The sequence below is a fragment of the Mycobacterium neglectum genome (assembly GCF_002591975.1).
GTDB classification, from domain to species: Bacteria; Actinomycetota; Actinomycetes; order Mycobacteriales; family Mycobacteriaceae; genus Mycobacterium; species Mycobacterium neglectum.
The window spans coordinates 20,892-43,977 of the sequence record NZ_NVQE01000008.1; the positions used below are offsets into that span (position 1 = coordinate 20,892).

A 23,086-nucleotide genomic window follows, 5' to 3' on the forward strand; every position below is an offset into this window, starting at 1 on the left:
CGGCGCGTCACGGATGAAACCGCACAGTCGGCGCAGGCCTAGACGTCTCAGGCGCGGCCGGCCTCGGGGGAGACGTCGTATCGAGCGATGTATTCCGCGAACCGCTCCCTGATCTCACCGGCCTCCAGCCCGTAATCCTCGAGTCGATAGCCGTGGGTGCCGAACCGTCCCTTCGGGTTTGCCGTCACACATTCGGCGATGGCTGCGCGGCCTCCCTCGTCGAGATCACGTCCACATGCGGCGTAGATCTTCTCGACGGTACCGATCGGATCGCCGACGAGGTCGGCGTAGTGGACGTCGACGATCTCGCGCTCGGGATGCGCGCGCCGGAACGCTTCGATCCGGTCGATCGAGGTGGCCAGCAGCCCGGTCCAGTGCTCGGCGATGTATGCGATGTGGTCGGCGTCGCTGAATGTACCGGTGAGCGTCGAGATCAGGCTGCATGCCGAGGCGCAGAGCACGGCTGGATCGCGATGCAGCAGAATCAGTTTCGCATCGGGGTACTCCGCGTCCAGCGCGGGCAGCGCTATCGCGTGATTGGGGCTCTTCAACGTCCAGACGCCGCGGCGTCCGCCGCTTTGCAGGACCTGCAGCACCCGTCGGTGGTAGGCGTAGGCCGACGCGTAGTCTGCGGCGAGCAGCCACTGGCTGTAGTCGGGCACATTCGCCATCGCCTCCCAGGTCAGGCTCTTGAAATCCTGGCCGAGCAGGGTGATGCACTCGGTTGGACCATCGGCGTCCTCGTGATGAACGACCCTCATCCGCGGGTTCAGCGACTCCAGCATGTCGATGGCCTCGTTGGCGGCCTCCACCCGCGGGCCCGCGCGGTAGGTCTCTGGCGACGGCGGTGGCACGCTGTCGCCGGCCTCCCACCGCAGCAGCGCGCGGTTGGCCGGATCCTGGTCGAGCAGTTGACTGAGGAACGTCGTGCCCGCTCGGAACAGGCCGATCACCACCAGGGGTGCGTCAATCGGTTCGTCTCGAATCGCGGGATGTCGGTTGAGCCAGTCGTGGATGCGCAACCGGTTCGCCAGACCGCCGATGATGTTCTGCTCCAACGCGAACCGGCCGATGTCGTTGAGCTTGGCCTGCTCGCCGACCGATGCGCAGAGCACCGTGAGACCTTCGACGAAGTCGTGTGGACCGAAGTCGTCGGATCCGGCGGCTTCGACCGCGGCCGACATCACTGCGTCCGGCGTCAGCCCCGGCGCTTGTGTGCTAGTCACCGGCGACCAACACGACCGTGCGGCCTGTGGTGCGCCGCTGCTCATGGTCGTCGAGCGCCGCGGCGACCTGTTCCATGGCGATCGTGCGGCCGACCACAGGCCGAATCGACTGGGCGGCGACGAGTTCCAGCAGTGCCGCGTGCACCTCTCGACCGACCTCGGCGGGGAACATGTTGAGCCCGAAACGGCGGAAATCGACGGGAAGCTCACCGTAGCCGAGGATGACGCCGAGGACCGAGATGTTGCCCATCGACACCTTGCGCAGCGGGCGGCCGGTGAGACCAGACTGGGGATCGTCGTTGAAACCGACCGGTAGATAGCGACCTTCGCGCGCCATGCATGTCCACACGGTCTCAGTGCGCTCACCACCGACCAGGTCGACGGCGACGTCGGCGCCTCGCTTGTCGGTGCGTGCGATCACCTCGTCGAAGAGGTCGGCGCCGGTGTGGTCGATGAAGGAGGCGCCGAGTTCCTCGCACAGCCGCCCCTTTTCCGCGCCGCCGGCGACGGCGATGACGTCGGCACCTGCGGCGACGCCGAGCTGTATGACCGCCGTGCCGACCGCGCTCGCGCCGCCGACGACGAGCAGGGTCTCACCCGCCAGCAGCTTCGCGCGTCGATGCAGCGCCAGGTAACCGACGTGGAAGGGCAGCGTGAAGGCTGCGGCGGAGACATCGTCGAGATCAGGTGGTGCGTCGAAGGTTCCGGTCACCGGCGCCAGCGCGAACTCGGCCATGCCGCCGAGCGACTGGTTGGTCATCGCGACGACCCGTCGGCCAACCCATTCGTCGGCACCCTCGCCTGCGGCGTCGACCACGCCGCACACGTCCATGCCGAGGGTGAATGGGATCTGCCCCATGACGCTGGCCACCGTGCCGCGGCACCGGGCGATGTCACCGAAATTGACCGAGGCCGCCGACACCGCGATACGGACTTCTCCAGGGCCGGGTTCGGGGATCGGAACATCGGAGACCTCGAGCGCTTCTGCTGGGTCGCCGTGCTTGACGACGCGCACTGCCTTCACAGCGGTCAGGTTAGTAAGCAGGGGTGCTTATGTCAACGAGGCGCGGGCGCGGCCATGGCGGCGGCGGCCATCGCGACCAGGTTCGCGACGAACGGCTCGTGCTCGAGCTGCGGCCGACCGTGCCGCGTGCGTCGCTCCAGTAGCCGCGCACGGTCCGCGATCGCCCGCAGGATGAACATCACCATCAGCGAAAACCGTTCGGTGCGAAGTTCATCGGCCAGCTGTCCGGTGCGCTCGGTCAATAGCGCGAATACCTCATTGCCCCCGGTGCTGGCCAGCACGTCCTGCAACTCCGCGCTGTACTGCGCGCGATCCTCGCCGGTCAACTCGGCGATGATCAGCAGGCAGCACCGTCCGCGCCAATTGCTTTCCGCGAGTTCGGCCGCCGGTCGGACCAGGGCCTCGATGACGGGTTCGAGCGCCTTCTGGTGCCTCGCCACCTCGAGCAGCTCACCTTCACGTTGTGCGAGGAACGCCGCATGCCGATCGATTACCGCGCACAGCACACCGTCGCGTGAACCGAAGTGATAGGTCAACGCCGCCCGGTTGCGCTGTCCAGCTTGGCGAGTGATGTCGATGAGGGACGCGTTGAACACTCCGTCGCGAGCAAAGGCGCGGGCTGCGGCGTCCAGCAGTCCTGCCCTGGTCTTCGACGCGTCGGGTGGCACGCCGTGAAGTCTAGGCCCGCAGGTTGCGCGAGCGACCGCAAAATGCACGCCTCATGCGGCGTGCCGACGTGCAGACACGGTCGGTCGCGAAGAGGGGCTAGAGGTGCGCGAGGCGGGGGACCGAGCCACGCGCCCGCAGACCCGCACCGGCCCTGCGCGTGAGTTCCCTTGAGCTACCCAGCAACCCGTCGAGGACGAGGGCGCGTTCGATGTGGTGGTGCAGATCGTGCTCGGCGGTGAAGCCGATGCCGGCCAGCACCTGCTGACAATGCTTGGCCGCGGTGAGTGCGGCCTTGCCCGCGGCCGCCTTGGCCAGCAGCGCGGTCAGGTCGGGATTGTCGTCGCCGGGCAGGCTAAGGGTCGCTTCTGCGCCTTCGATCGCTACCAGCGTCTCCGCCAGCCGATGCCGGATCGCCTGGAAGGATGCGATCGGTTTGCCGAACTGGACTCGGTCCAGCGCATGCTGACGGGCCAGGGACAGCATGGCCCGAGCGGAACCCACCAACCACCAGCCGACGGCCCGGCGAGCGTCGGGGAGTCGCGGATGCCCACCTTCTTCCACCCGGCGCAGTGGCAGGCCGCCAAGGGCCGAGCTTTCGTCGGCGTCGGCGTAGTCCCACACCACCCATCCGCCGCCTGCATACGGCAGGGCGGGGTGCGAGCCTTCGTCAGGGCTGGAGGCCAGCAGCACGACGTCGTTGAGAACCGAAGCGTGCGAGCCCGTTTCGCCCAGCAGTCGAAACACGAGCGGTATCGCGACCTCGGACATGTCGGACAGCATCTCGGCCCAGCCCAGCTCGGCCAGTGCGGCATCCAGTTCGGCGCCGGAGGTGCACAGCATCGTCTTGCGCAGACCGTCCTCGAGCAATTCGAGAGATTCGGTGTCCCACTCTTGTCCAGGCACGCTCACTCCTTCCCGAGGTCGAGCAGGCGGCGGGCGATGATGTTGCGTTGCACCTCGGCGGTACCGCCGTAGATGGTGGCCGCCCGGGAATACAGGTATTCGGTGCGCCATTCGGTGTCGTCGAGCTCGATGACACCCGGCAGCAGATCGTGCGCGGAGTTGTAGAGCCGCTGTTCGGCGCCTGCCAACAAGACCTTGTCGATCGACGTATCCGGTCCGAGCTTGTTGCCGTCGGCCAGCCGGAGCTGGGTGGCCCGGGACCGGCAGCGCAAAGTGTGCAGCGCCAGATACGTTTCGCCCAGGTCCGAATCCGCTGCCTGGCCGAGGTGCTTGACCCGACCGACCAGCGCGTCGAACCGTGAGTACAGGTAGGCGATGCGCTGCCAGAAACACGTCGAGCGCTCATACGGCAGCAGGTCCATCGCGAGTTGCCAGCCGTCGCCGGGGTTTCCGAGCATGCGATCGGCAGGCACCACCACGTCGTCGAAGTAGACCTCGCAGAACTCGTCGACGCCGTGCATCGTGCGCAGCGGGCGGACGTCCACGCCCGGGCTGTCCATGTCGACGAAGAAGGCGGTGATCCCCGAATGCCCCTCACCCGTCCGGGTGAGCAGGACGCACCGCTTCGCGTACTGCGCGAAGCTGGTCCACACCTTCTGTCCGTTGATCACCCAGTCCCCAGTATTGGAGCCACGCTGCTCGGCGCGCGTGGTCAGCGATGCCAGGTCACTGCCCGAGCCTGGCTCGGAGAAGCCCTGGCACCAGGTCTCTTGTCCTGACAGCAGCCGGGGCACCATCTCGGCGGCGAGCTCGGGTCGCGCGTAGTCGATCAACGTCGGGGTCAGCACTTCGAGCATCGAGTACGGTCCGGGGTCATCGAGGCGACGGCCGACCACCTCCTCGCCGACGATCGCACGCAGGATCATCGGACCGCCGAGTCCGCCTGCGGATTCGGGCCAGCCCCAGCGCATCCAGCCCGCCTCGTAGAGCTCCTTGAGCACACGGGCGTGCTGCGCGTGCCGGGCGTCGAGTGAGTGGTCGCCGGGCGGCGGGGTCAGGTCATGGCCGTCCAGCCAGGAGACCAACTGCGACCGGAACTCGGCGACGGTTTCGAATTCGGTGCCGGTCGTCAGGTCGCTGGTCATTCGGCCTCCGGAGTCGCCCCGGCGGCGACATCGGCCTCCGGAGTCGCCCCGGCGGCGACATCGGCCTCCGGAGCCGCCCCGGCGGCGACATCGGCCTCCGGCCGACCGATCGCGTGCGGGCGGCCGGAATCGTGCTCTCCGCTGCGCCGGATGAACGTCATCGCGCGGGTCTTCAGCCGCCAGCCGTCATCGGTGCGCACGTAGGTGTCGTTGTAGTAACCGATGCGCATATCGTGTTTGGAGTGCTCGATGAAGCACAACGGCTGCGTCCCCGTGGCTTTGTCCGGATCCTCACCGTCGAGGTCTATCAGTGCGGTGCCCGTCATGAACAGACCCTTGGGAGCCGCGTCGACGAGTTCGGGGAAGCGCGCCAACGTGTAGGTGGAGCCGAATGCGCTGTACGTGCCGTCGGGGGTGAACACCGAGATCAGCCCGTCGATGTCGCCCTGGGTGATCGTGACCGCGTACTTCGCGAGCGTCTGCTGGATCTCGACCAGATCCTCAATTCGATTGGTCATGTCGGTAGACCTTACCGCCCTTCATTACAAAGAATACGTCTCGTGTAACGCCGATATCGGCCAGCGGATCTCCTGGGACGGCAATGATGTCCGCGAGGCACCCCTCGGCGATGCGGCCGAGGTCCGGCTTGTTGATCAGATCGGCGGCGACCACAGTGGCCGCTCGCAGCACTGCCGCGGGCGGCATGCCCCAGTCGACGAGGGTGACGAGTTCATCGGCGTTACGGCCGTGGGGGATCGCCGGAGCATCGGAACCGACGGCGATCTTAACGCCGGCCTCGTATGCCGCCTTGATCGACGTACGAGCCTTGGGGAACATCTCGGCGGCCTTGTCCTGCAGCTCCTTTGGCGCCTTCGACACGTCCATCGCCTCGGCCAATCGGCGGGTGGTCACCAGCCATCGGTCGTTGTCGACCAGCATCTGGATCGCCTCGTCGTCCATCAGGAAGCCGTGCTCGATGCAGTCGATGCCGCATGCCACGGCGTGCTTGACCGCTTCCGCACCGTGGGTGTGCGCCGCTACCCGCAGGCCGCGCCGGTGGGCCTCATCGACGATCGCCCGCAGTTCCTCGTCCGAATAGTGCTGCGCGCCGGCCTCTCCGGTCATCGACATCACGCCGCCAGAAACGCAGACCTTGATCAGCTGTGCGCCGTGCTTGATCTGATAGCGCACCGCTTTGCGGATCTCGTCGACGCCGTTGGCGATGCCCTCTTCGATCGTCAGCTCCAATGCCCCCGGCATGAACGCGGCGAACATCGTCGGGTCAAGGTGCCCACCCGTCGGCGTGATCGCGTGGCCGGCGGGAACGACTCGTGGTCCGTCGACCAGGCCCGCTTCGATGGCGCGCGACAGTGCGACGTCCAGGAGATAGCCGCCGGTCTTGACGAACAGGCCGAGGTTGCGGACGGTCGTGAAGCCAGCGCGCAGTGTGCGACGGGCGTTGCCGATCGACCGAATCGTCCTGGTGGGCGGGTCATCCTGGACCTGGGACAGGCCCGGCGTCTCGCCGCGCCCACCCATGAACAGGTTGACCTCCATGTCCATCAGGCCGGGGAGCAGGATCGCATCACCGAGATCGATGACGGTCGAACCCTCCGGCGCATCGCCACCAATGCCGACGATCACGCCGTCGGCGACGTGAACGACTGCGGGCCGGACGATCTCGCCGGCGTCGACGTCGACATAACCCGCGGCTTTGACGGTCAGTGTCGTGGGAGAGGCCACGCCTAGACCACCGGCTCCTTGATCAGCTTGATGTAGGCCGCACCGCTGTCGAGTACGCGCGGCTGTTTCCACACCTCGATCGGGAAGCTCACCATCACGATTGACTGTCCCAGATGGACCAACGCCTTGGCGTCGTCCGGCATACCCGCGAGCGGGAACCGGGCATCGACGTAGACCATGATGTCCTCGAGCCGCTTCATCCCGGCGTCGTAGAGCTCCTGCATTTCGTCCATCGTCGAGTTGAGGCGCTTCTGGTAGCGCTCCTCCTCGGTGGGCAGGCACCAGTCGCTGAACCGTTCGAGATCGGCGAATTCCTCGGGCAGCTTAGACATTCGCTGACTCCTTCTCGCTGGCGGCGTGCTTGCCGTTCGTTCCGTTGCCGTTGGCGAGGGCGGCCTTGTAGCGGTCCACGTACTGATGGGCGGTCATGTGCAGGTGGCGTAGCAGGATTTCCTGGTCGCACAGCGGGAACTCGGTGACGGCGCGGGTGCCGATCTGCGTCTGCGTCGCCTCCAGAGTGTTCGCGTCTTGGAACGCGTACTCCTTGAACGTCACCGCAGCCAGCTCCTGAGAGAGCCGTTCGCGCAGGTTCTTCGGCGGCACGAAGTACAGGTCGGCCTCGAAGATGTGCGAGTCGACGCTGGTCGGCCAGTAGTTGTACGTCAGGTACCAGCCCGGCGCCCAGAACAGCAGCGTCCAGTTCGGGAAGAACTCAAAAGAGTCTGTCCCCCAGGTCTTGTGCCGACCCGGGTTGATGGCGGGTGGCAACTCGTCGGGCAGGATCCCGTCGATGTCCGGTCGGTCCCACGGCCCGAACAGACCGCTGTGCAGGATCTGCTCGATGGGCTTGACCATGTTGATGTCCTTCGGCGGGGACATGCCGCCCCACGACGACACCATCGAATGATCGCCCTTGATGTCGTAGGCCAGTGCTTCGAAGCCGAACTTGGCCAGCTTCTCGGCCTCCTCCTTCTCCGCCTGTTTCATGTGCAGGATCGGCGCATGGTAGAACTCGGTGAACGCGTCGATGAACAGTTTCCAATTGGCTTTGACCTCCGAGCGGTAGCTGTAGTGCTCGGTCATCTCGTGGAACGGGTATCCCTTCAGGCCCTCCCCGAACTCGCCGAGGTAGTCCACCAGCGGCTCGGCGTCGTCGTCGAAGTTGACGAAGATGAAACCTTCCCAGACCTCGCAGCGCACCGACTTCAGCGGGTAGTCCGCCTTGTCGACGTCGAAGAACTCGCCCTCCTGCTGGATGAACGTGAGGTCACCTTTGAGGTCGTAGCGCCAGGCGTGGTACTTGCAGACGAACTGACGGCAGGTGCCCGAGACCTCTTCGCCCGGATAGTCGTTCCATACCAGCTTGTTACCGCGGTGGCGGCACATGTTGTAGAAGGCGCGAATGGTGCCGTCCTTGTCCTTGTTGACGATGATGGACGTGCCGGGGCCGACAGAGGGCATCTCGCGGGTGAAGTAACTGCCCGTCCTGGGCAGCTGTTCGACGCGCCCGAGGTGTAGCCAGGTCTTGCGGAAGATGGCCTGCTGTTCAAGCTTCCAGTGCTCGGGGTCGATCGAGTCGGTGTAGTCGACCGGAGCGGTCCCCAGTTCCGGCCAGTTCTCGGTCCAGCTGCCTACATCCGGCTTCTTGAAAAACGCCACGGTGGTTACCTCTCCTCGTCGGGTTCGACGCCAAAAGTGTTGATGGCCATGGCGAGTGCGCCATAGCAGCCGATCGTGAAGACGAGATCCATCCGTTGGCGCTCGTCGAGGTGCTCCGAGAGCGTCGCCCATGTCGCGGCGGAGACCTCTGACTGGTCTTCGAGTTCGTCAACGGCGGCAAGGACGGCGCGGTCGAGTTCGTCGACGGCTTCGCCGCGCTGGATGCCGTCGATGAGCTCATCGCTGAGGCCGGCCTCGCCGCCCATGCGGACGTGGTGGCGCCATTCGTACTCGCAGTTGCGCCGATGCGCGACGCGCAGGACCGCGAGCTCGCGCAACCGGTCGGGCAGCGGCGAGCTGAACATCAGATGGTTGTTGAAGCGAAGGAAGGACCTGGTCAGCTTGGGGTGGCGGACGAGCGTCGCGAGCAGATTGCCCGCCGCCTCCGGGTTGCGCCGCTCCGGGGGCAGCATGCCGGACAACGCGTGGTCGACGGCGTCATCCCACTGGTCCGCGGGGAGCGGGGGCACACGCACCGGGCGCTTCCTCTCGTTCACGAGAATCAGGTTCTCATATTTCGCCAATAGATTTCCACCTTTCCTTTGGATGGTCAATCCCGATCGATAGATGTGCCGGTCAGTGGGCTGTCACTTGGGCCCAACGCTGCTGCAAGAAGGCCATGCGGGCGTTTCCGGACATTGATTCTCGTCGCAAGAGAAGCTAGTTTCCTTAGATAGAGAACACCACTGGGTAACTAGTGTGGTGTCAGTGTCGTATCGCACATGACTTCGATGAGAGGGAACAGGCGTGAATAAAGAAGACATGATCCTGATCAGCGTTGATGATCACATCGTCGAGCCGCCCGACATGTTCAAAAATCATCTGCAGAAGAAGTATCTGGATGAGGCGCCGCGGTTGGTGCACAACCCCGATGGCAGCGATACCTGGCAGTTCCGCGACATTGTGATCCCGAACGTGGCATTGAATGCGGTGGCCGGCCGGCCCAAGGAGGAGTACGGCCTGGAGCCGCAGGGGCTCGACGAGATCCGGCCGGGCTGTTACAAGGTCGATGAGCGGGTCAAGGACATGAACGCCGGCGGCATTTTGGGTTCGATGTGTTTTCCGTCGTTTCCCGGGTTCGCGGGGCGGTTGTTCGCCACCGAGGACCAAGAGTTCAGCTTGGCGCTGGTGCAGGCCTACAACGACTGGCATGTCGAGGAGTGGTGTGGGGCTTACCCGGCCCGGTTCATTCCGATGACGTTGCCGGTGATCTGGGATGCCGAAGCCTGCGCGGCCGAGATCCGGCGCAACGCCAAACGCGGCGTGCACTCGTTGACGTTCAGCGAGAACCCCTCGGCGATGGGGTATCCGTCCTTCCACGATTTCGATTACTGGAAGCCGATGTGGGATGCCCTGGTTGACACCGACACGGTGCTCAACGTGCACATCGGGTCCTCGGGCCGGTTGGCGATCACCGCGCCGGATGCGCCGATGGACGTGATGATCACCCTGCAGCCGATGAACATCGTGCAGGCCGCCGCGGATCTGTTGTGGAGCCGGCCGATCAAGGAGTACCCGGATCTGAAGATCGCCCTGTCCGAGGGTGGCACCGGCTGGATTCCGTACTTCCTGGAGCGTGCTGATCGCACCTATGAGATGCATTCGACGTGGACCGGTCAGGATTTCGGCAAGCAGAAGCCCTCTGAAGTGTTCCGCGATCACTTCCTGACGTGTTTCATCTCCGATCATGTCGGTGTGCAGCTGCGCAACGACGTCGGGATCGACAACATCTGCTGGGAAGCCGACTACCCGCACTCTGACTCGATGTGGCCCGGTGCCCCCGAGCAACTCGACGAGGTCCTCAAAGAGCACAACGTCACCGACGTCGAGATCAACAAGATGACCTACGAGAACGCCATGCGCTGGTATCACTGGGACCCGTTCACCCACATCACCAAAGAACAAGCCACCGTCGGAGCCCTGCGCAAAGCCGCCGAAGGCCACGACGTCAGCACCCAGGCGCTTTCGAAGAAGGAGAAGACGGGCGCCAACTTCGCCGACTTCGCGGCGAACGCCAAGGAACTGACCGGCAACAAGGACTGAGTCTTTGCGATTTCGGCGTGCCTGGTAACGCTCAGCGAGACCCAGCACGCCGAAATCGCCGTGCAATAGAGGAGAACACGTGGCCGGGGGTATGAGTTTCGAGCTGACCGAGGATCAGCAGATCATCCGGAAGTCCGTCGCGGAGCTGTGCAGCAGGTTCGACGACGAGTACTGGATGAAAAAGGATCTGGCGCACGAATTCCCGCAGGAGTTCTACGACGCAATCTCTTCCGGCGGCTGGCTGGGTATGACCATCCCCGAGGAGTACGGCGGGCACGGGCTTGGCATCACCGAGGCGACCCTGTTGCTGGAGGAGGTCGCTCGATCGGGTGCGGCGATGAACGGCGCCAGCGCCATCCACCTCACGATCTTCGGGATGCAGCCCGTCGTCAAGCATGGCTCCGACGAACTCAAGGCCGCGACGCTGCCGCGCATCGTCAACGGTGATCTGCACGTGTGCTTCGGTGTCACCGAACCCGGTGCGGGACTGGATACCTCGCGCATAACCACCTTTGCCAAACGCGAGGGTGACAACTACCGCATCAACGGCCGCAAGGTGTGGATCTCCAAGGCGCAGGAATCGGAGAAGATTCTTCTTCTCACCCGCACCACGCCGTTCGATCAGGTCACCAAGAAGACCGACGGGATGACACTCTTCCTGACCGATCTGGATCGCGACCACGTCGACATCCGGCCGATCAAGAAGATGGGCCGAAATGCCGTGAGCTCCAACGAGGTCTTCATCGACGACCTCATCGTCTCGGAGAAAGACCGTGTCGGTGAGGAAGGCAAGGGGTTCAAGTACATCCTCGACGGGCTGAACCCTGAACGAATGCTCATCGCGGCGGAGGCGCTGGGCATCGGACGGGTGGCGTTGGAGAAGGCCGTGAAATACGGCAATGAGCGCATCGTCTTCGACCGTCCGATCGGCATGAACCAGGGATTGCAGTTCCCGCTTGCCGATTCGTTGGCGCGCCTGGATGCCGCCGAACTCGTGCTGCGCAAGGCCTCGTGGCTCTATGACAACGGGAAGCCCTGCGGGCGCGAGGCGAATACCGCCAAATACCTTTGTGCCGATGCTGGATTCGGTGCCGCGGACCGTGCCCTGCAGCTGCACGGCGGCATGGGCTATTCCGAGGAGTACCACGTGTCGCGGTACTTCCGTGAGTCGCGGCTGATGAAGATCGCGCCCGTCAGCCAGGAGATGATCCTGAATTTCCTGGGCGAGCACGTCCTCGGAATGCCAAGGAGCTACTGATGCCGAACTATTTCGACCTGACCGGTCGTGCGGCGCTGGTTACCGGCGCGGGCGCGGGCGGTGGCATCGGGGCGGCGGTGGCGGCGGCACTGGCTGACGCGGGCGCCGCGGTCCTGGTAACTGACATCGATGCGGACGCGGCATCGGCTGTGGCGGAACGCATCCGGGCGAATGGCGGCAAGGCCGACTCGTGCGCGCTGGACGTGAGTGATCGAGGCGCCGCGGACGCGGCGGCCGCGCAAGCCGCGGGGCTCGGCGGGGGAGCGCTGCACATCCTGGTGAACAACGCCGGTGTGACGTCGCCCGCGATGTTCGGCAAGCTGACGGACGAGACATTCCGGTTGACGTTCGACATTCACGTCATGGGCACGTTCCACTGCACCCAGGCCGCATTGCCGCACATTCCGACGGACGGCACCGGCCGCATCATCAACGTGACGTCGGCGGCGGGCCTCACCGGAACTCTCGGTCAAGTCAACTATTCCGCGGCGAAGGCCGGCCTCATCGGCTTCACGAAATCACTCGCTCGCGAACTGGCCTCGAAGAACATCATGGTGAACGCCCTTGCACCGCTTGCTGCGACGCCCATGACGGAGACAATCCGCACCAACGAGAAGTTCGCGGCCAACATGATGAACCGGATTCCGCTGAAGCGATGGGCCGGGCCCGAGGAGGTCGCAGGCGCATTCGTCTTCATGGCTTCCGACGCGGCGTCATACATCACCGGGCAGGTGCTGCCGGTCGACGGCGGCATGGTTATGTAGCCACATGAATGCGCCGTTGGCGGGCGTGACCGTCGTCGCGATGGAGCAGGCTGTCGCCGCCCCGATGTGTACCCGCGTGCTCGCCGATTTCGGGGCGCGCGTGATCAAGGTGGAGAACCCCAACGGCGGCGACTTCGCCCGCGCCTACGACGACGTCGTGAACGGTCCGGGGGGCCTCGCCGCCCACTTCGTGTGGTGCAACCGGGGCAAGGAGTCGGTCACTCTCAACACAAAATCGCCGCAGGGCTTGGAACTGCTGCACCGGCTGCTCGACAAGGCCGATGCGTTCGTCTCCAACCTTGCACCGGGATCCACGGCCAGGATGGGCATCTCCGCCGCCGACCTCACGCAACGTCACCCCAACGTCATTCCCGTAGAGATCGACGGCTACGGACCGGGCGGACCCATTTCCCACAAGCGCGCGTACGACCTTCTCGTGCAAGCGGAATCGGGGTCATGTGCCATCACCGGCTATCCCGGAATGCCCGCCAAGCCTGGGCCCGCGATGGCGGATTTCACGACGGGCCTCTACGCCGCGATCTCGATCCTCGCGCTGTTGTTCGCGCGGGGAAATCGCTCAGCGGGCGGCGTGGCACCTTCGGTCGAGCTGAGCCTGTTCGACGTGATGACCGACGTCATGGGCTACGCGCTGACCTACACCCAGCACTCGGGGATCGACCAGCAGCCCCTTGGCGTCGGATCACCCGCCGTGGCGCCCTACGGCGCGTTTCGGACCCGCGACGGTCAGACGGTGGTGCTCGGGACAACGAACGACCGCGAGTGGCAGCGGGTCGCCACGGAGATCATCGATCGGCCGGACCTGGCCGACGATCCGCGGTTCGCCACCAACCCAGGGCGCTGCGAGCACAGAGAGATCCTGGACGACGCCATCGGATCCTGGTGTGCGCAGCATGATCTCGCGGATATCCAGAAGACTGCCGATGCCGCGGGCATCGGTAACTCGCGCTACAACCTGCCGAGCGAAGTGGTGGTCCATCCTCAATTGACCGCGCGCGATAGATGGCGCACGGTAGGCACATCGGCGGGCGACATCCAGGCATTGCGTCCGCCGCCGGTGATCAGTGGATTCGAACAGCCGATGGGTGCGGTGCCGGGGTTGGGTGAGCACACGGACACCGTCCTCGGTGAATTGGGCCTGACCACGGAAGAACTCAGCAGGCTTCGGGCTGACGGCGTGATCGGGCCGACGTACTCATGAGCTCAGAACAAATGTTGCTCATCTTCGACGACGCGGGCGTTCGGACGCTCACGCTGAATCGGCCCGATCGCAAGAACGCGATCAACCCACAGCTGTGGGAGGAGCTGGCCGACGCCCTGCGCGACGCCGCGCGAGACACTGAGTTGCGGGCGCTGGTGATCACCGGGGCGGGCGGTGCGTTCTGCTCCGGAGCCGACATCTCCACGGGCGAGGACATTCATCCCCGGCACAAGCTGCGCCGACTCACCGAGGTGGCGCTCGCACTGCACGAACTCACCGTTCCGACCGTTGCGAAGGTGACCGGTGTGGCTGTCGGCGCGGGCTGGAACCTCGCCCTCGGTTGTGACCTCGTGGTGGCGACGCCCGAGTCGCGGTTCTGCCAGATCTTCTCGAAGCGGGGCTTGTCGGTCGATCTCGGCGGGTCGTGGCTGTTGCCCAAGCTCGTGGGTCTGCAGCAGGCCAAGCGGCTAGTGCTGCTGGCCGACATGATCGATGCGGAAGAGGCGCGGTCGCTGGGTTTGGTGACGTGGATCAAGGCGGCCGATGAGATCGATGCGTTCGTCACCGAACTTGCGGGCCGCCTGGCGGCGGGCCCGCCTGTCGCGCTGGCGCAGAGCAAGGCCCTGCTCAACGACGGCGCCGTCGTGACATTGCGCGAAGCGCTGGCGAACGAGGCCCGCGCGCAACCGGGCAACTTCGCCACAGCAGACTCAACGGAGGCCTACGCGGCGTTCGCGCAGAAGCGCGACGCGGCGTTCACTGGTCGATGGGCCGTGCCGCCCAGATCGGAGTAGCAAGATGCGTGAAACCGTGATCGTCGAGGCGGTGCGCACCCCCGTCGGCAAGCGCAATGGGGGACTGGCGGACATGCATGCCGCCGACCTGTCCGCCATCGTGCTCAACGCGCTGGTGGAGCGGGCTGGCATCGATCCCGACATCGTCGACGACGTGGTGTGGGGCTGCGTATCGCAGGTCGGCGACCAGTCGAGCAACATCGGGCGCTATTCGGTGCTGGCGGCGGGCTGGCCGGAGAGCATTCCGGGCACAACCGTCAACCGAGCATGCGGGTCGAGCCAGCAGGCGCTGGATTTCGCCGTGCAGGCCGTCATGTCGGGTCAGCAGGACGTCGTCGTGGCGGGCGGGGTCGAGGTGATGAGCCGGGTGCCGCTCGGATCGGCCAGGGCGAGCGGCATGCCGTATGGCCCGAAAGTGCTTGAACGCTATGGCGATTTCTCATTCAACCAGGGCATCTCCGCGGAGTTGATTTCGCAGAAGTGGGGATTCGACCGGACCCGGCTCGATGAATACTCGGTGCGCTCACATGAGTTGGCCGCCGCCGCGCAGGACAGCGGCGCGTTCGAAATGCAGATCATGCCGGTGTTCACCGACGGCGAGCCCGTGGTGGCCGACGAGGGGGTGCGGCGCGGGAGCACCGTCGAGAAGCTCGCCGGACTGAAGCCCGCGTTCAAAGAGGACGGCGTTATCCACGCGGGCAACTCGTCACAGATCTCCGACGGCGCCGCCGCGCTGCTGATCATGACCGCGGAAAACGCCATCGCGATGGGGCTGCGACCGATCGCGCGCTACCGCGCAGGCGCGGTCACCGGGGCGGATCCCGTGCTGATGCTGACCGGCCCGATACCCGCGACCGAGAAGGTGCTGCACAAGGCGGGCATCCGAATTGACGAGGTCGGCGTGTTCGAGGTCAACGAGGCGTTCGCCCCGGTGCCGCTGGCCTGGCTGGCCGAGACCGGTGCCGAAGAGGCGAAACTCAACCCGCTCGGCGGCGCCATCGCGCTCGGCCATCCGCTCGGTGCTTCAGGTGCGGTATTGATGACCCGCATGCTCAATCACATGCGCGACAACGGTATTCGCTTCGGTTTGCAGACCATGTGCGAGGGCGGCGGCACAGCCAACGCCACCGTTGTAGAACTCATCGCTTAGGAAGGACAGCGCGTGCGCCGAGACCTTTTCACCGAAGATCACGAAGCCTTCCGTGAGCTCGCCCGCGATTTCGTCGAGAAGGAGGTGGTTCCGCACTATCCCGAGTGGGAGAAGGGCGGACGCATGCCTCGCGACGTGTTCAAGCACATGGGATCGCTGGGCCTGTTGGGTACGGCTATCCCCGAGGAATACGGCGGCGGCGGTGAACCGGATTACCGCTATTTCGTCGTCATGCAGGAGGAGGCGGCCCGCGCGTTGGTCACCCTGTCGACGGTGCGCACCCAACTCGAGGTGATTCTGCCGTACTTCCTGCACTATGCGAACGAAGAGCAGCGGAAGCGGTGGTTCCCGGGGCTGGCGGCGGGCGAACTGCTGACCGCAGTCGCGATGACCGAACCGGGCACGGGTTCGGACCTGGCGGGAATGCGGACTACCGCGGTGCGCGACGGTTCAGGGGGCGGGGACTGGATCATCAACGGCGCCAAGACATTCATCACCGGGGGAATGCAGGCCGACCTGGTGATCGTGGTGGCCCGCACCGCGACAGATCCGGACAACCGCCGCAAGGGGCTGACGCTGTTCGTGGTCGAGGACGGTATGCCCGGCTTCACCCGCGGCCGTGAGCTGGAGAAGATGGGCTGCAAGGTGCAGGACACCGCCGAGCTGTCCTTCGTCGACGTGCGAGTGCCCGCGGCGAACATGCTCGGCGACGAGGGTGAGGCGTTCGGCTACCTCGGCCACAACCTGCCCCAGGAGCGCCTGACCGTCGCGGTCGGATCGGTGTCGCAGGCGCGGTCGGCGATCGCCGCGGCGATTGACTACACCAAGAACCGCAAGGCGTTCGGCACGCCGGTCGCCTCGTTCCAGAACACGAAGTTCGAGTTGGCGTCCTGCTCGACGGAGGTCGAGGCGGCCCAGGCGATGCTCGACCGGGCCATCATGCTGCATGTCGATGGCGAGTTGCTGCCCGCCGACGCGGCGCGGGTGAAGCTGTTCTGCACCGAGATGCAGCAGCGGGTCGTGGACCGCTGCCTGCAGCTGTTCGGCGGATACGGCTACATGATGGAGTATCCGATCGCTCGGCTGTACACCGATGCGCGAGTGACCCGGATCTACGCCGGGACCAGCGAGGTCATGAAGGTGATGATCGCCAAGTCGCTCGGCCTCTAGACGCCTCTGACCTGGCGAATCCGGCGCGTTCACGCACGCTGACGGTCGGTTGGCGCGCCGAATTCGCGATCAATATCGCTGAGACCCTTGTCACAGCGAGTAAACCTACCTACTGTGTGTTCACTAGGTTGGTTCAACGAAGGAGCCCCGTGTCAGCCCAGGAGTCCTCGGCTCTTCGCAGGCCTTATGACAGCCTGCTCGCCAAAGGCGAGGATCGCAGGCAGCGCATACTCGGCGTGGCTGAGCGGCTGCTGGCGCGCAAAGGCTGGCGAAACACGTCGCTGGCGCAGATCGCCAAGGACGCCGGTGTGACGCCGGCCGGACTGTTGCACCACTTCGAATCCAAGGAGCAGTTGCTCAACGCCGTGCTCGACGCCCGCGACGCGGACGACGAGATCCACGCGGATTACCGCTCCGGCGACCTGGTCACCGAACTCGGCCGCGTGCCCGAGCGGTTCGACCGAGCACCCGAACTGGTCGGCACTTTCACGGTGCTGCTGGTCGAGAACATCGCCCCCGATGCGCCGCTGCACGACCGACTGCATCACCGCTACCGCGAAGCGGTGAACATCATCATCGATCTCATCAAACAAGGCCAGAGCGACGGCCGGTACCGCCCAGATGTCGACGCGGCCAACAAGGCCGTCGAGATACTCGCCTTTATCAATGGAATGGAGACCCTATGGCTACTCGATCCCACAATCCCGCTGGTCGAGGTATTCAAGGGGTACGCGGAGTCGCTGGGGCGCGACTTGTCGCCGCGGAGCTCGACGTGAGGTACCGACTCGACGTCGTGGCGCCGACGGTGCTCGACGCGGTGCGCTGCGCGGGCGGCTGGATCTATGACCGGGTGATGGCCGGGTGGGACGTCACCGTTCTCGTCGGCAACTCCGACAACCTGCGTCCGCTGTACATCCTCGGCGCGCAGACGCTCGATCTGCAGACGGTGCTGGATGAGTGGGAAGACCGGCCCCACCCGCAGACCGTCGCTGTCGCTGCCGACCTTTTCGATAGCGACCCCCGTGTGCTGCAGCATGTGCGCAACGCGCTCGATCAGGGTGCCACCGAGGTGACGCTGTGGGGCGAAAGCCTGCCCGCCGAACTCGATGACAGCGTCGACTCCGCGCAGCACCACTTGAGTTCTGCAGCAAGGGCTTTCAAGTCTCGCGCGCTCGCGGCGGCCAACGATCCGGAAGCCAACTCCGTCACCGCCAGCGAGACGTTCCGCTGCGGGATGATGGCCTCCGTCGCCGCCGACCTGGTCCCCGCCAGCTAGATCAGGTCAGGTCGATCAGGATCTTGCCGATGGCGCGGCCGTCGGCGACGTGCTTGAGCGCGTCGACCGTCTCAGCAAGCGGATAGACAGCCCCGACGTGCGGGCGCACACTGCCACTCACCAGCAGGCTGCGTAGTTCGTCCTCGTTGCGTGTGAACTCGTCGGTTGGGACATCCTGGAACTGGAACCCGAGCACCGTAATGCCTTTCACCAGAACCAGGTTGAGTGGGATGCGGGGGATGTCGCCCGAGGCGAAGCCCACCGTGGCGAACCGTCCACCCCGCCGCAGCGAGCGCAGCGCGGGTTCGGACAGCTCGCCGCCGACCGGATCGACAACCGCGTCGGCGCCGTCGGGGAGGGCCTCGCGCAGCGCATCCCGCAACGGAGCCGAGCGATGATTGATCAGATGCCGGGCGCCGTAGGACGCTGCCACGTCGAGCTTCTCGGCCGACGACGCCACCGCGGTGACCGATGCGCCGAGTTGCACCGCCAGTTGAACCGCCGCCAGGCCGACTCCGCCACCCGCACCGAGCACGATCACCTCATCGCCTGATCGCACCCGCGCCACCGAACGCAGTGTGTGATACGCCGTGCGGTGGGCGACGCCGAACGCCGCGGCGGTGTGGTCGTCGATGCCGTCGGGTATCCGGGCGAGCGTAGCCGCGGCTGCGGTGACCTCCTCGGCGAACGCTCCATACATGCCGGTGCCGGTGACCCGGTCACCGACCGCGAAACCGGTTGTTTGCTCGCCGATTTCGATGATGATGCCGGCGAACTCACTGCCGGGAACGAACGGTGTGGGGACGCTGATCTGATACTGGCCTGCGATCAGGAGCACGTCGGGAAAGTTCACCGCGGCGGCGCCGACGCGAACGCGGACCTGCCCCGCCGCGACGGCCGGGGACTGGTGTTCTTCGATGCGGACCACATCCGGCGGTCCGTACGCCGGGCAGACCGCTGCTCTCACCGGTAGTCGCTGCTCTCGGCGAGATCGGCCGCCGACTGCATCAGCGATGTGATGACAGGTCCGTAGGCCAATAGCTTCTCGTTGTCGCCGGCGCGCTGGAAACCCTGCTCCAGCACGATCGCGAGCTTCCACTTGGCCAGCACCAGGTAGTAGTCGAGGTCGTCGACCTGTCGGCCGGACACCTTCGCGTAGTGCTCGACTACGTCGGCACGGGACGGCATCCCGCGCATGTCGACGTAACTCATCGCCGACGGTTCGTCGGTCGACTCCGGCCAACTCTGCACCATCCAGCCGAGATCCAGCTTCGGATCGCCGACGGTGCCCATCTCCCAGTCGACGATCGCGGCCATCTGCGCCGGGGCGCCATGGCGATACATGACGTTGGCGAACTGGTAGTCGCCGTGCATCAGGCCGGGGATGAAGTCGAGTGGGCGGTGGTTCCGCAGCCACTTCGTAGCAGTGTCAAGGCCGTCGATTTCGCGGCCCTTGATCCGTTCGAAAAAGGTGGTCCAGCGATCGACCTGGCGTTCGTGAAACCCGTCCGGACGGCCAAGGTCTTCCAGTCCCTTGGCTTTCCAGTCGACCTTCGACAACAGCGCAATGCCTTCAGCCAGTTGATAGGACAGTCCCGGACGGGCCGACATGTCGCCGTCAAACGGGTCCGGCCACTTGCCGTGCTGGTCCATCGGCGACCAGCCGTCGACGAACCCCATCAGATAGAAGGGACGGCCCAGAACCGAAGCTTCCGGGCAGACGCCGACGGCAGCGGTATGCGGTACGTCGGTGCCGTCGAGAGCCTCGATGATCCGCCACTCCCGCAAGATGCCCTTGTCCCTGTCGGGCGGGGCTCCCGCGGGAGGCATGCGCAGGACGCACACGTTCTCACCGCGGCTGACCCGGAAGATGACGTTCTGAGTGCCGCCGGAGAGGAAGCTCGCCTCGAGCGGTTCACCCTTACCCGGCAGCCCCGCGCCGTCCATCCAGTCGGCGAGCCGAGCGGTGTCGATATTCTCGTCGGTCACAGATTGCCCACCTCATTCTCGAGATAGTCCGCGTACTTCGCCCGCGCCGCTTCACGTTTGCGCGGCTCCCATTCGGTGGGCCACATGTCATCAGTGGGCTGGTAGTCCCGCAGCACCTGCTTGGCCACAGTCATCTTGTGCACCTCGGTCGGCCCGTCGGCAAGCCCCATCACTGCGGCGCCGGTGACCATCCCGAGGAACGGCATCTCGTTGGTGACGCCGAGCGCGCCGTGTACTTGCATTGCCCGCCAGGCGATATCGTGCAGCACGGTCGGCATCGCGACTTTGACCGCCGCGATGTCCTTGCGGACCTTCTTGTAGTCGTTGTACTTGTCGATCTCCCACGCGGTGTAGAGCACCATCAAACGGAACTGCAGCAGCTGCGCATAGGAGTCGGCGATGTAACCCTGCACGAACTGCTTGTCCGAAAGGCGGCTGCCCTGCGTCTCGCGACTCAGCGCGCGTTCACACATCATGTCCAGCGCCCGCTGCGACATGCCGATGGTCCGCATCGCATGGTGGATGCGTCCGCCGCCGAGACGGGTCTGGGCGATGACGAACGCCTGACCCTCGCCACCCAGCAGTGCCTCGGCGGGCACCCGGACGTTGTCGTAATGGATCAGCGCGTGCGAGCCCTGGCCCTCGGGCTCGCCGTACAACCCGATATTGCGGACGATCTTCACCCCCGGGGTGTCGGTCGGGACCAGGAACATCGACATGCCCTGGTAGGCACTGACTTCGGGGTTCGTCACCACCATCACGATCAGGAACGACGCCGTGCTGGCGTTGGAGGAGAAGAACTTCTGACCGTTGATCACCCAATCGTCACCGTCGCGCACCGCCGATGTCGTGAACAGGGTGGGGTCGGCGCCTGCGTGTGGTTCGGTCATCGAGTAGCAGGAGAAGAGTTCACCGTTGAGCAGCGGCATCAGGTAACGCTGACGCTGCTCATCGGTGCCGTAGTGGGCGATGATCTCGGCATTTCCGGTATCGGGGGCCTGACAGCCGAACACGATCGGGGCCCACTGCGAACGGCCGAGGATCTCGTTGAGAAGTGCGAGTTTCAGCTGCCCGTAACCCTGCCCGCCGAGTTCGGGCCCGATATGGGTGGCCCACAGCCCACGACGTCGGACCTCCTCCTTGAGCGGGTCGACCGCATCGCGGCGTTTGCCCTCCAGCGGCACGAACTGCTGATGTGGAAACGCGAGGTCGAGTGGCTCGACCTCTTCGCGGACGAATTCGTCGGCCCAGTCCAGCACCTTCTGGTACTCGGGGTCGGTTTCGAAATCCCACGCCATGTGCGCGCTCCTCTCAGTTGAAAACGACAACGACTTTGTCTGCCGCCCCAGGGGTGGACGCCATCCTCAGCGCCTCGTCGACCTCGGCGAACGGGATTGTGTGGCTGACGATCAGCGCGTATTTCTCCCAGTTCGCAATGAGGTCGGTGGTGACTTCGAAGATCTCGTCCGGGTAGCCGATCGATCCGACGATGGTGATCTCGTTGCTCATGAGGTTGAGGAAGTCGACTGTCACGGGTTCCTTGTGCACCGCGACGACGCAAAGCCGCGCACCGGCCTTGGCTGCACCGAGCGCCGCATTGATCACCGCTGGAGCGCCCGCTGCGTCGAAATAGATATCGGTGCCCGCCTTCCCGGGAAACATCGATTCGCCGGAACCGTGCAGGTCGACCAGCCGCGCCGCGACGTCCTCGTCGGCGGAGTTGATCACGGCGTCGGCACCGACGGCGAGTGCCTTCTCCAGTCGCGCGGGAATCAGGTCGGCGACCACTACATGGCTGACACCCGCGGATTTGAATCCGATGGTGGCGCCCAATCCGATCGGGCCCGCACCGAAGATCACCACCGTGTCCGACGATTTCGGTTCACACCGGTTGACACCGTGGCGGGCCACTGCCATCGGTTCGTTGAGTGCGGCCACCTCGAACGGGATGTGGTCGGGCACCACCTCCAGGCTCTTGCCGCGGACGGCGTCCTCGATGAGCAGATACTCGGCGAGCGCGCCGCTGGGGCCGCCATTGCCGATGATTCCGCCGGGCGCGACCATCGGGTTGATGACGACGTGGTCGCCGATCGTCAAACCATCTACCGCACTGCCGATCTCGACGATCTCACCCGCAGGCTCGTGACCGAGCGGCATGTGTCCCTTGCCGAAACCGCCCATCGAGATATACAGCCCGTCGGATCCGCAGACTCCGCACGCCCGCATTCGGACCAGTACATCGTTCGGCCCGGCCGTTGGTTTCGGCACGTCGACCACCCGGGTTTCGCCGGGTGCGGTGATCACGGTCGCCTTCATTGCTGCGCCTTGAGGTTGAATCCGGCGATCAGGGCCGCGATGTCGTCGGTCACCACTTCGGAGAATGACCGGCCACCGAAACTGCCTGACGCCCAGTGGCGTACACCCTCGCTGACGTGCATCCCGGCGAGGTGCGACAGATGCTTCACATCGACCTGGGCCGCCAGTTTGCCGTCGGCTTGAGCCTTCGCGAACAGATCGCCGAACATGTCGGCATCGATGTCGCTGCGCTCGGCGGCTGCCAGTATCCGGTGCTCGTGCCGGTACCCCTCGAGGATGGTCTCGACGATCAGGTCCCTCGGATTGCGGGCCATCGACCGCTCGAGGCTGCGCAATGCCGCTGCGACCACATTCTCGACCTGGTAGTCGGTGTCGAGCATCGCGCGGACCTTCTTCTGCGCCGCCCTCGTCGATAGCAGTCCGACCTCGAACAGCACGTCCTCTTTGGCGGGGAAATAGAAGTAGAACAGTGCGCGGGAGACGCCCGCGGCCCGGCAGATGTCGGCGACGGTGGTGTGTGCGTAGCCGTTGGTGCGCCACAGTGCCATGGCCGCCTGCACAAGGGCGCGCTTGGTCTCGTGCGACCGCGCTCGCTGAAAAGAGGCACGACGTTGACCACTGTCAACGCTATTTGCCACGGCTGGCTTGGGCACAGGCGCACTCTAACAGCTAAATTGG

The 23,086-nt window shown here is 65.2% G+C and carries 24 protein-coding genes; 9 read left to right on the forward strand and 15 right to left on the reverse strand.

Going from position 1 to position 23,086, the window contains the following annotated elements:
- Positions 1 to 47: 47 nt before the first annotated feature.
- From CSQ99_RS08800 to CSQ99_RS08845, 10 genes are all read right to left on the reverse strand, one after another.
- On the reverse strand, positions 48 to 1,226 hold the full coding sequence (locus CSQ99_RS08800; RefSeq protein WP_245908825.1) for a sulfotransferase family protein: 1,179 nt from the start codon (positions 1,224 to 1,226) through the stop codon (positions 48 to 50).
- Positions 1,219 to 2,250, reverse strand: coding sequence for a quinone oxidoreductase family protein (locus CSQ99_RS08805; protein ID WP_099038689.1), 1,032 nt, complete (start codon positions 2,248 to 2,250; stop codon positions 1,219 to 1,221). Before CSQ99_RS08805 ends, CSQ99_RS08800 begins: the two co-directional genes overlap by 8 nt.
- Before the next feature lie 32 nt (positions 2,251 to 2,282).
- Positions 2,283 to 2,918 carry a TetR family transcriptional regulator gene (locus tag CSQ99_RS08810; protein WP_099038690.1) on the reverse strand — a complete coding sequence of 212 codons (636 nt, stop codon included), beginning with the start codon at positions 2,916 to 2,918 and terminating at the stop codon, positions 2,283 to 2,285.
- Between the two features lie 97 nt (positions 2,919 to 3,015).
- Positions 3,016 to 3,759: an acyl-CoA dehydrogenase family protein gene (locus CSQ99_RS08815; protein WP_099038813.1), complete on the reverse strand. Its 744-nt coding sequence runs from the start codon at positions 3,757 to 3,759 to the stop codon at positions 3,016 to 3,018.
- A 65-nt stretch (positions 3,760 to 3,824) separates the two neighbouring features.
- Positions 3,825 to 4,967, reverse strand: a complete 1,143-nt coding sequence (locus tag CSQ99_RS08820; protein WP_099038691.1) for an acyl-CoA dehydrogenase family protein — start codon at positions 4,965 to 4,967, stop codon at positions 3,825 to 3,827.
- The gene (locus CSQ99_RS08825) at positions 4,964 to 5,485 is read right to left on the reverse strand and encodes a nuclear transport factor 2 family protein (RefSeq protein ID WP_099038692.1); all 522 of its coding nucleotides are present in this window, start codon (positions 5,483 to 5,485) and stop codon (positions 4,964 to 4,966) included. The genes CSQ99_RS08820 and CSQ99_RS08825 overlap by 4 nt, the downstream gene beginning before the upstream one ends.
- Complete coding sequence (locus tag CSQ99_RS08830; RefSeq protein ID WP_099038693.1) at positions 5,469 to 6,710, reverse strand: metal-dependent hydrolase family protein; 1,242 nt, start codon at positions 6,708 to 6,710, stop codon at positions 5,469 to 5,471. The genes CSQ99_RS08825 and CSQ99_RS08830 overlap by 17 nt, the downstream gene beginning before the upstream one ends.
- A gap of 2 nt (positions 6,711 to 6,712) precedes the next feature.
- Positions 6,713 to 7,042, reverse strand: coding sequence for a hypothetical protein (locus tag CSQ99_RS08835; protein ID WP_099038694.1), 330 nt, complete (start codon positions 7,040 to 7,042; stop codon positions 6,713 to 6,715).
- Entirely contained in the window at positions 7,035 to 8,369 is a 1,335-nt protein-coding gene (locus CSQ99_RS08840; protein ID WP_099038695.1) for an aromatic ring-hydroxylating oxygenase subunit alpha, read from the reverse strand. Before CSQ99_RS08840 ends, CSQ99_RS08835 begins: the two co-directional genes overlap by 8 nt.
- Positions 8,370 to 8,374: 5 nt before the next feature.
- Positions 8,375 to 8,905, reverse strand: a complete 531-nt coding sequence (locus CSQ99_RS08845) for a carboxymuconolactone decarboxylase family protein (protein WP_099038814.1) — start codon at positions 8,903 to 8,905, stop codon at positions 8,375 to 8,377.
- A gap of 271 nt (positions 8,906 to 9,176) precedes the next feature.
- Between CSQ99_RS08845 and CSQ99_RS08850 the strand changes: the two genes are divergently transcribed.
- The 9 genes from CSQ99_RS08850 (at position 9,177) to CSQ99_RS08890 (ending at position 18,103) form a co-directional block, all read left to right on the forward strand.
- Complete coding sequence (locus tag CSQ99_RS08850) at positions 9,177 to 10,472, forward strand: amidohydrolase family protein (protein WP_099038696.1); 1,296 nt, start codon at positions 9,177 to 9,179, stop codon at positions 10,470 to 10,472.
- A gap of 91 nt (positions 10,473 to 10,563) precedes the next feature.
- Positions 10,564 to 11,730, forward strand: a complete 1,167-nt coding sequence (locus CSQ99_RS08855) for an acyl-CoA dehydrogenase family protein (protein WP_099038697.1) — start codon at positions 10,564 to 10,566, stop codon at positions 11,728 to 11,730.
- A complete protein-coding gene (locus tag CSQ99_RS08860; RefSeq protein WP_099038698.1) occupies positions 11,730 to 12,494 on the forward strand; it encodes an SDR family NAD(P)-dependent oxidoreductase in 765 nt (254 codons plus the stop codon). Before CSQ99_RS08855 ends, CSQ99_RS08860 begins: the two co-directional genes overlap by 1 nt.
- Positions 12,495 to 12,498: 4 nt before the next feature.
- A complete protein-coding gene (locus tag CSQ99_RS08865; RefSeq protein WP_099038699.1) occupies positions 12,499 to 13,713 on the forward strand; it encodes a CaiB/BaiF CoA transferase family protein in 1,215 nt (404 codons plus the stop codon).
- A complete protein-coding gene (locus CSQ99_RS08870) occupies positions 13,710 to 14,507 on the forward strand; it encodes an enoyl-CoA hydratase/isomerase family protein (RefSeq protein WP_099038700.1) in 798 nt (265 codons plus the stop codon). Before CSQ99_RS08865 ends, CSQ99_RS08870 begins: the two co-directional genes overlap by 4 nt.
- Before the next feature lie 4 nt (positions 14,508 to 14,511).
- Positions 14,512 to 15,657, forward strand: coding sequence for a thiolase family protein (locus CSQ99_RS08875; protein ID WP_099038701.1), 1,146 nt, complete (start codon positions 14,512 to 14,514; stop codon positions 15,655 to 15,657).
- A gap of 12 nt (positions 15,658 to 15,669) precedes the next feature.
- A complete protein-coding gene (locus tag CSQ99_RS08880) occupies positions 15,670 to 16,827 on the forward strand; it encodes an acyl-CoA dehydrogenase family protein (protein WP_099038702.1) in 1,158 nt (385 codons plus the stop codon).
- 149 nt (positions 16,828 to 16,976) lie between these two features.
- Positions 16,977 to 17,603: a TetR/AcrR family transcriptional regulator gene (locus tag CSQ99_RS08885; RefSeq protein ID WP_099038703.1), complete on the forward strand. Its 627-nt coding sequence runs from the start codon at positions 16,977 to 16,979 to the stop codon at positions 17,601 to 17,603.
- Complete coding sequence (locus tag CSQ99_RS08890; protein ID WP_099038704.1) at positions 17,600 to 18,103, forward strand: hypothetical protein; 504 nt, start codon at positions 17,600 to 17,602, stop codon at positions 18,101 to 18,103. Before CSQ99_RS08885 ends, CSQ99_RS08890 begins: the two co-directional genes overlap by 4 nt.
- 1 nt (position 18,104) lies before the next feature.
- Here CSQ99_RS08890 and CSQ99_RS08895 read toward each other — a convergent pair whose 3' ends face one another.
- From CSQ99_RS08895 to CSQ99_RS08915, 5 genes are read right to left on the reverse strand one after another with little or no spacing between them, the layout of a single operon-like run.
- A complete protein-coding gene (locus tag CSQ99_RS08895) occupies positions 18,105 to 19,070 on the reverse strand; it encodes an NADPH:quinone oxidoreductase family protein (protein WP_099038705.1) in 966 nt (321 codons plus the stop codon).
- The gene (locus CSQ99_RS08900) at positions 19,067 to 20,050 is read right to left on the reverse strand and encodes a phosphotransferase family protein (protein WP_245908829.1); all 984 of its coding nucleotides are present in this window, start codon (positions 20,048 to 20,050) and stop codon (positions 19,067 to 19,069) included. Before CSQ99_RS08900 ends, CSQ99_RS08895 begins: the two co-directional genes overlap by 4 nt.
- Before the next feature lie 38 nt (positions 20,051 to 20,088).
- Complete coding sequence (locus tag CSQ99_RS08905; RefSeq protein WP_099038707.1) at positions 20,089 to 21,390, reverse strand: acyl-CoA dehydrogenase family protein; 1,302 nt, start codon at positions 21,388 to 21,390, stop codon at positions 20,089 to 20,091.
- A gap of 13 nt (positions 21,391 to 21,403) precedes the next feature.
- Positions 21,404 to 22,408 carry a zinc-dependent alcohol dehydrogenase gene (locus CSQ99_RS08910; RefSeq protein ID WP_099038708.1) on the reverse strand — a complete coding sequence of 335 codons (1,005 nt, stop codon included), beginning with the start codon at positions 22,406 to 22,408 and terminating at the stop codon, positions 21,404 to 21,406.
- Positions 22,405 to 23,061, reverse strand: coding sequence for a TetR/AcrR family transcriptional regulator (locus tag CSQ99_RS08915; protein WP_099038709.1), 657 nt, complete (start codon positions 23,059 to 23,061; stop codon positions 22,405 to 22,407). Before CSQ99_RS08915 ends, CSQ99_RS08910 begins: the two co-directional genes overlap by 4 nt.
- Positions 23,062 to 23,086 lie beyond the last annotated feature (25 nt).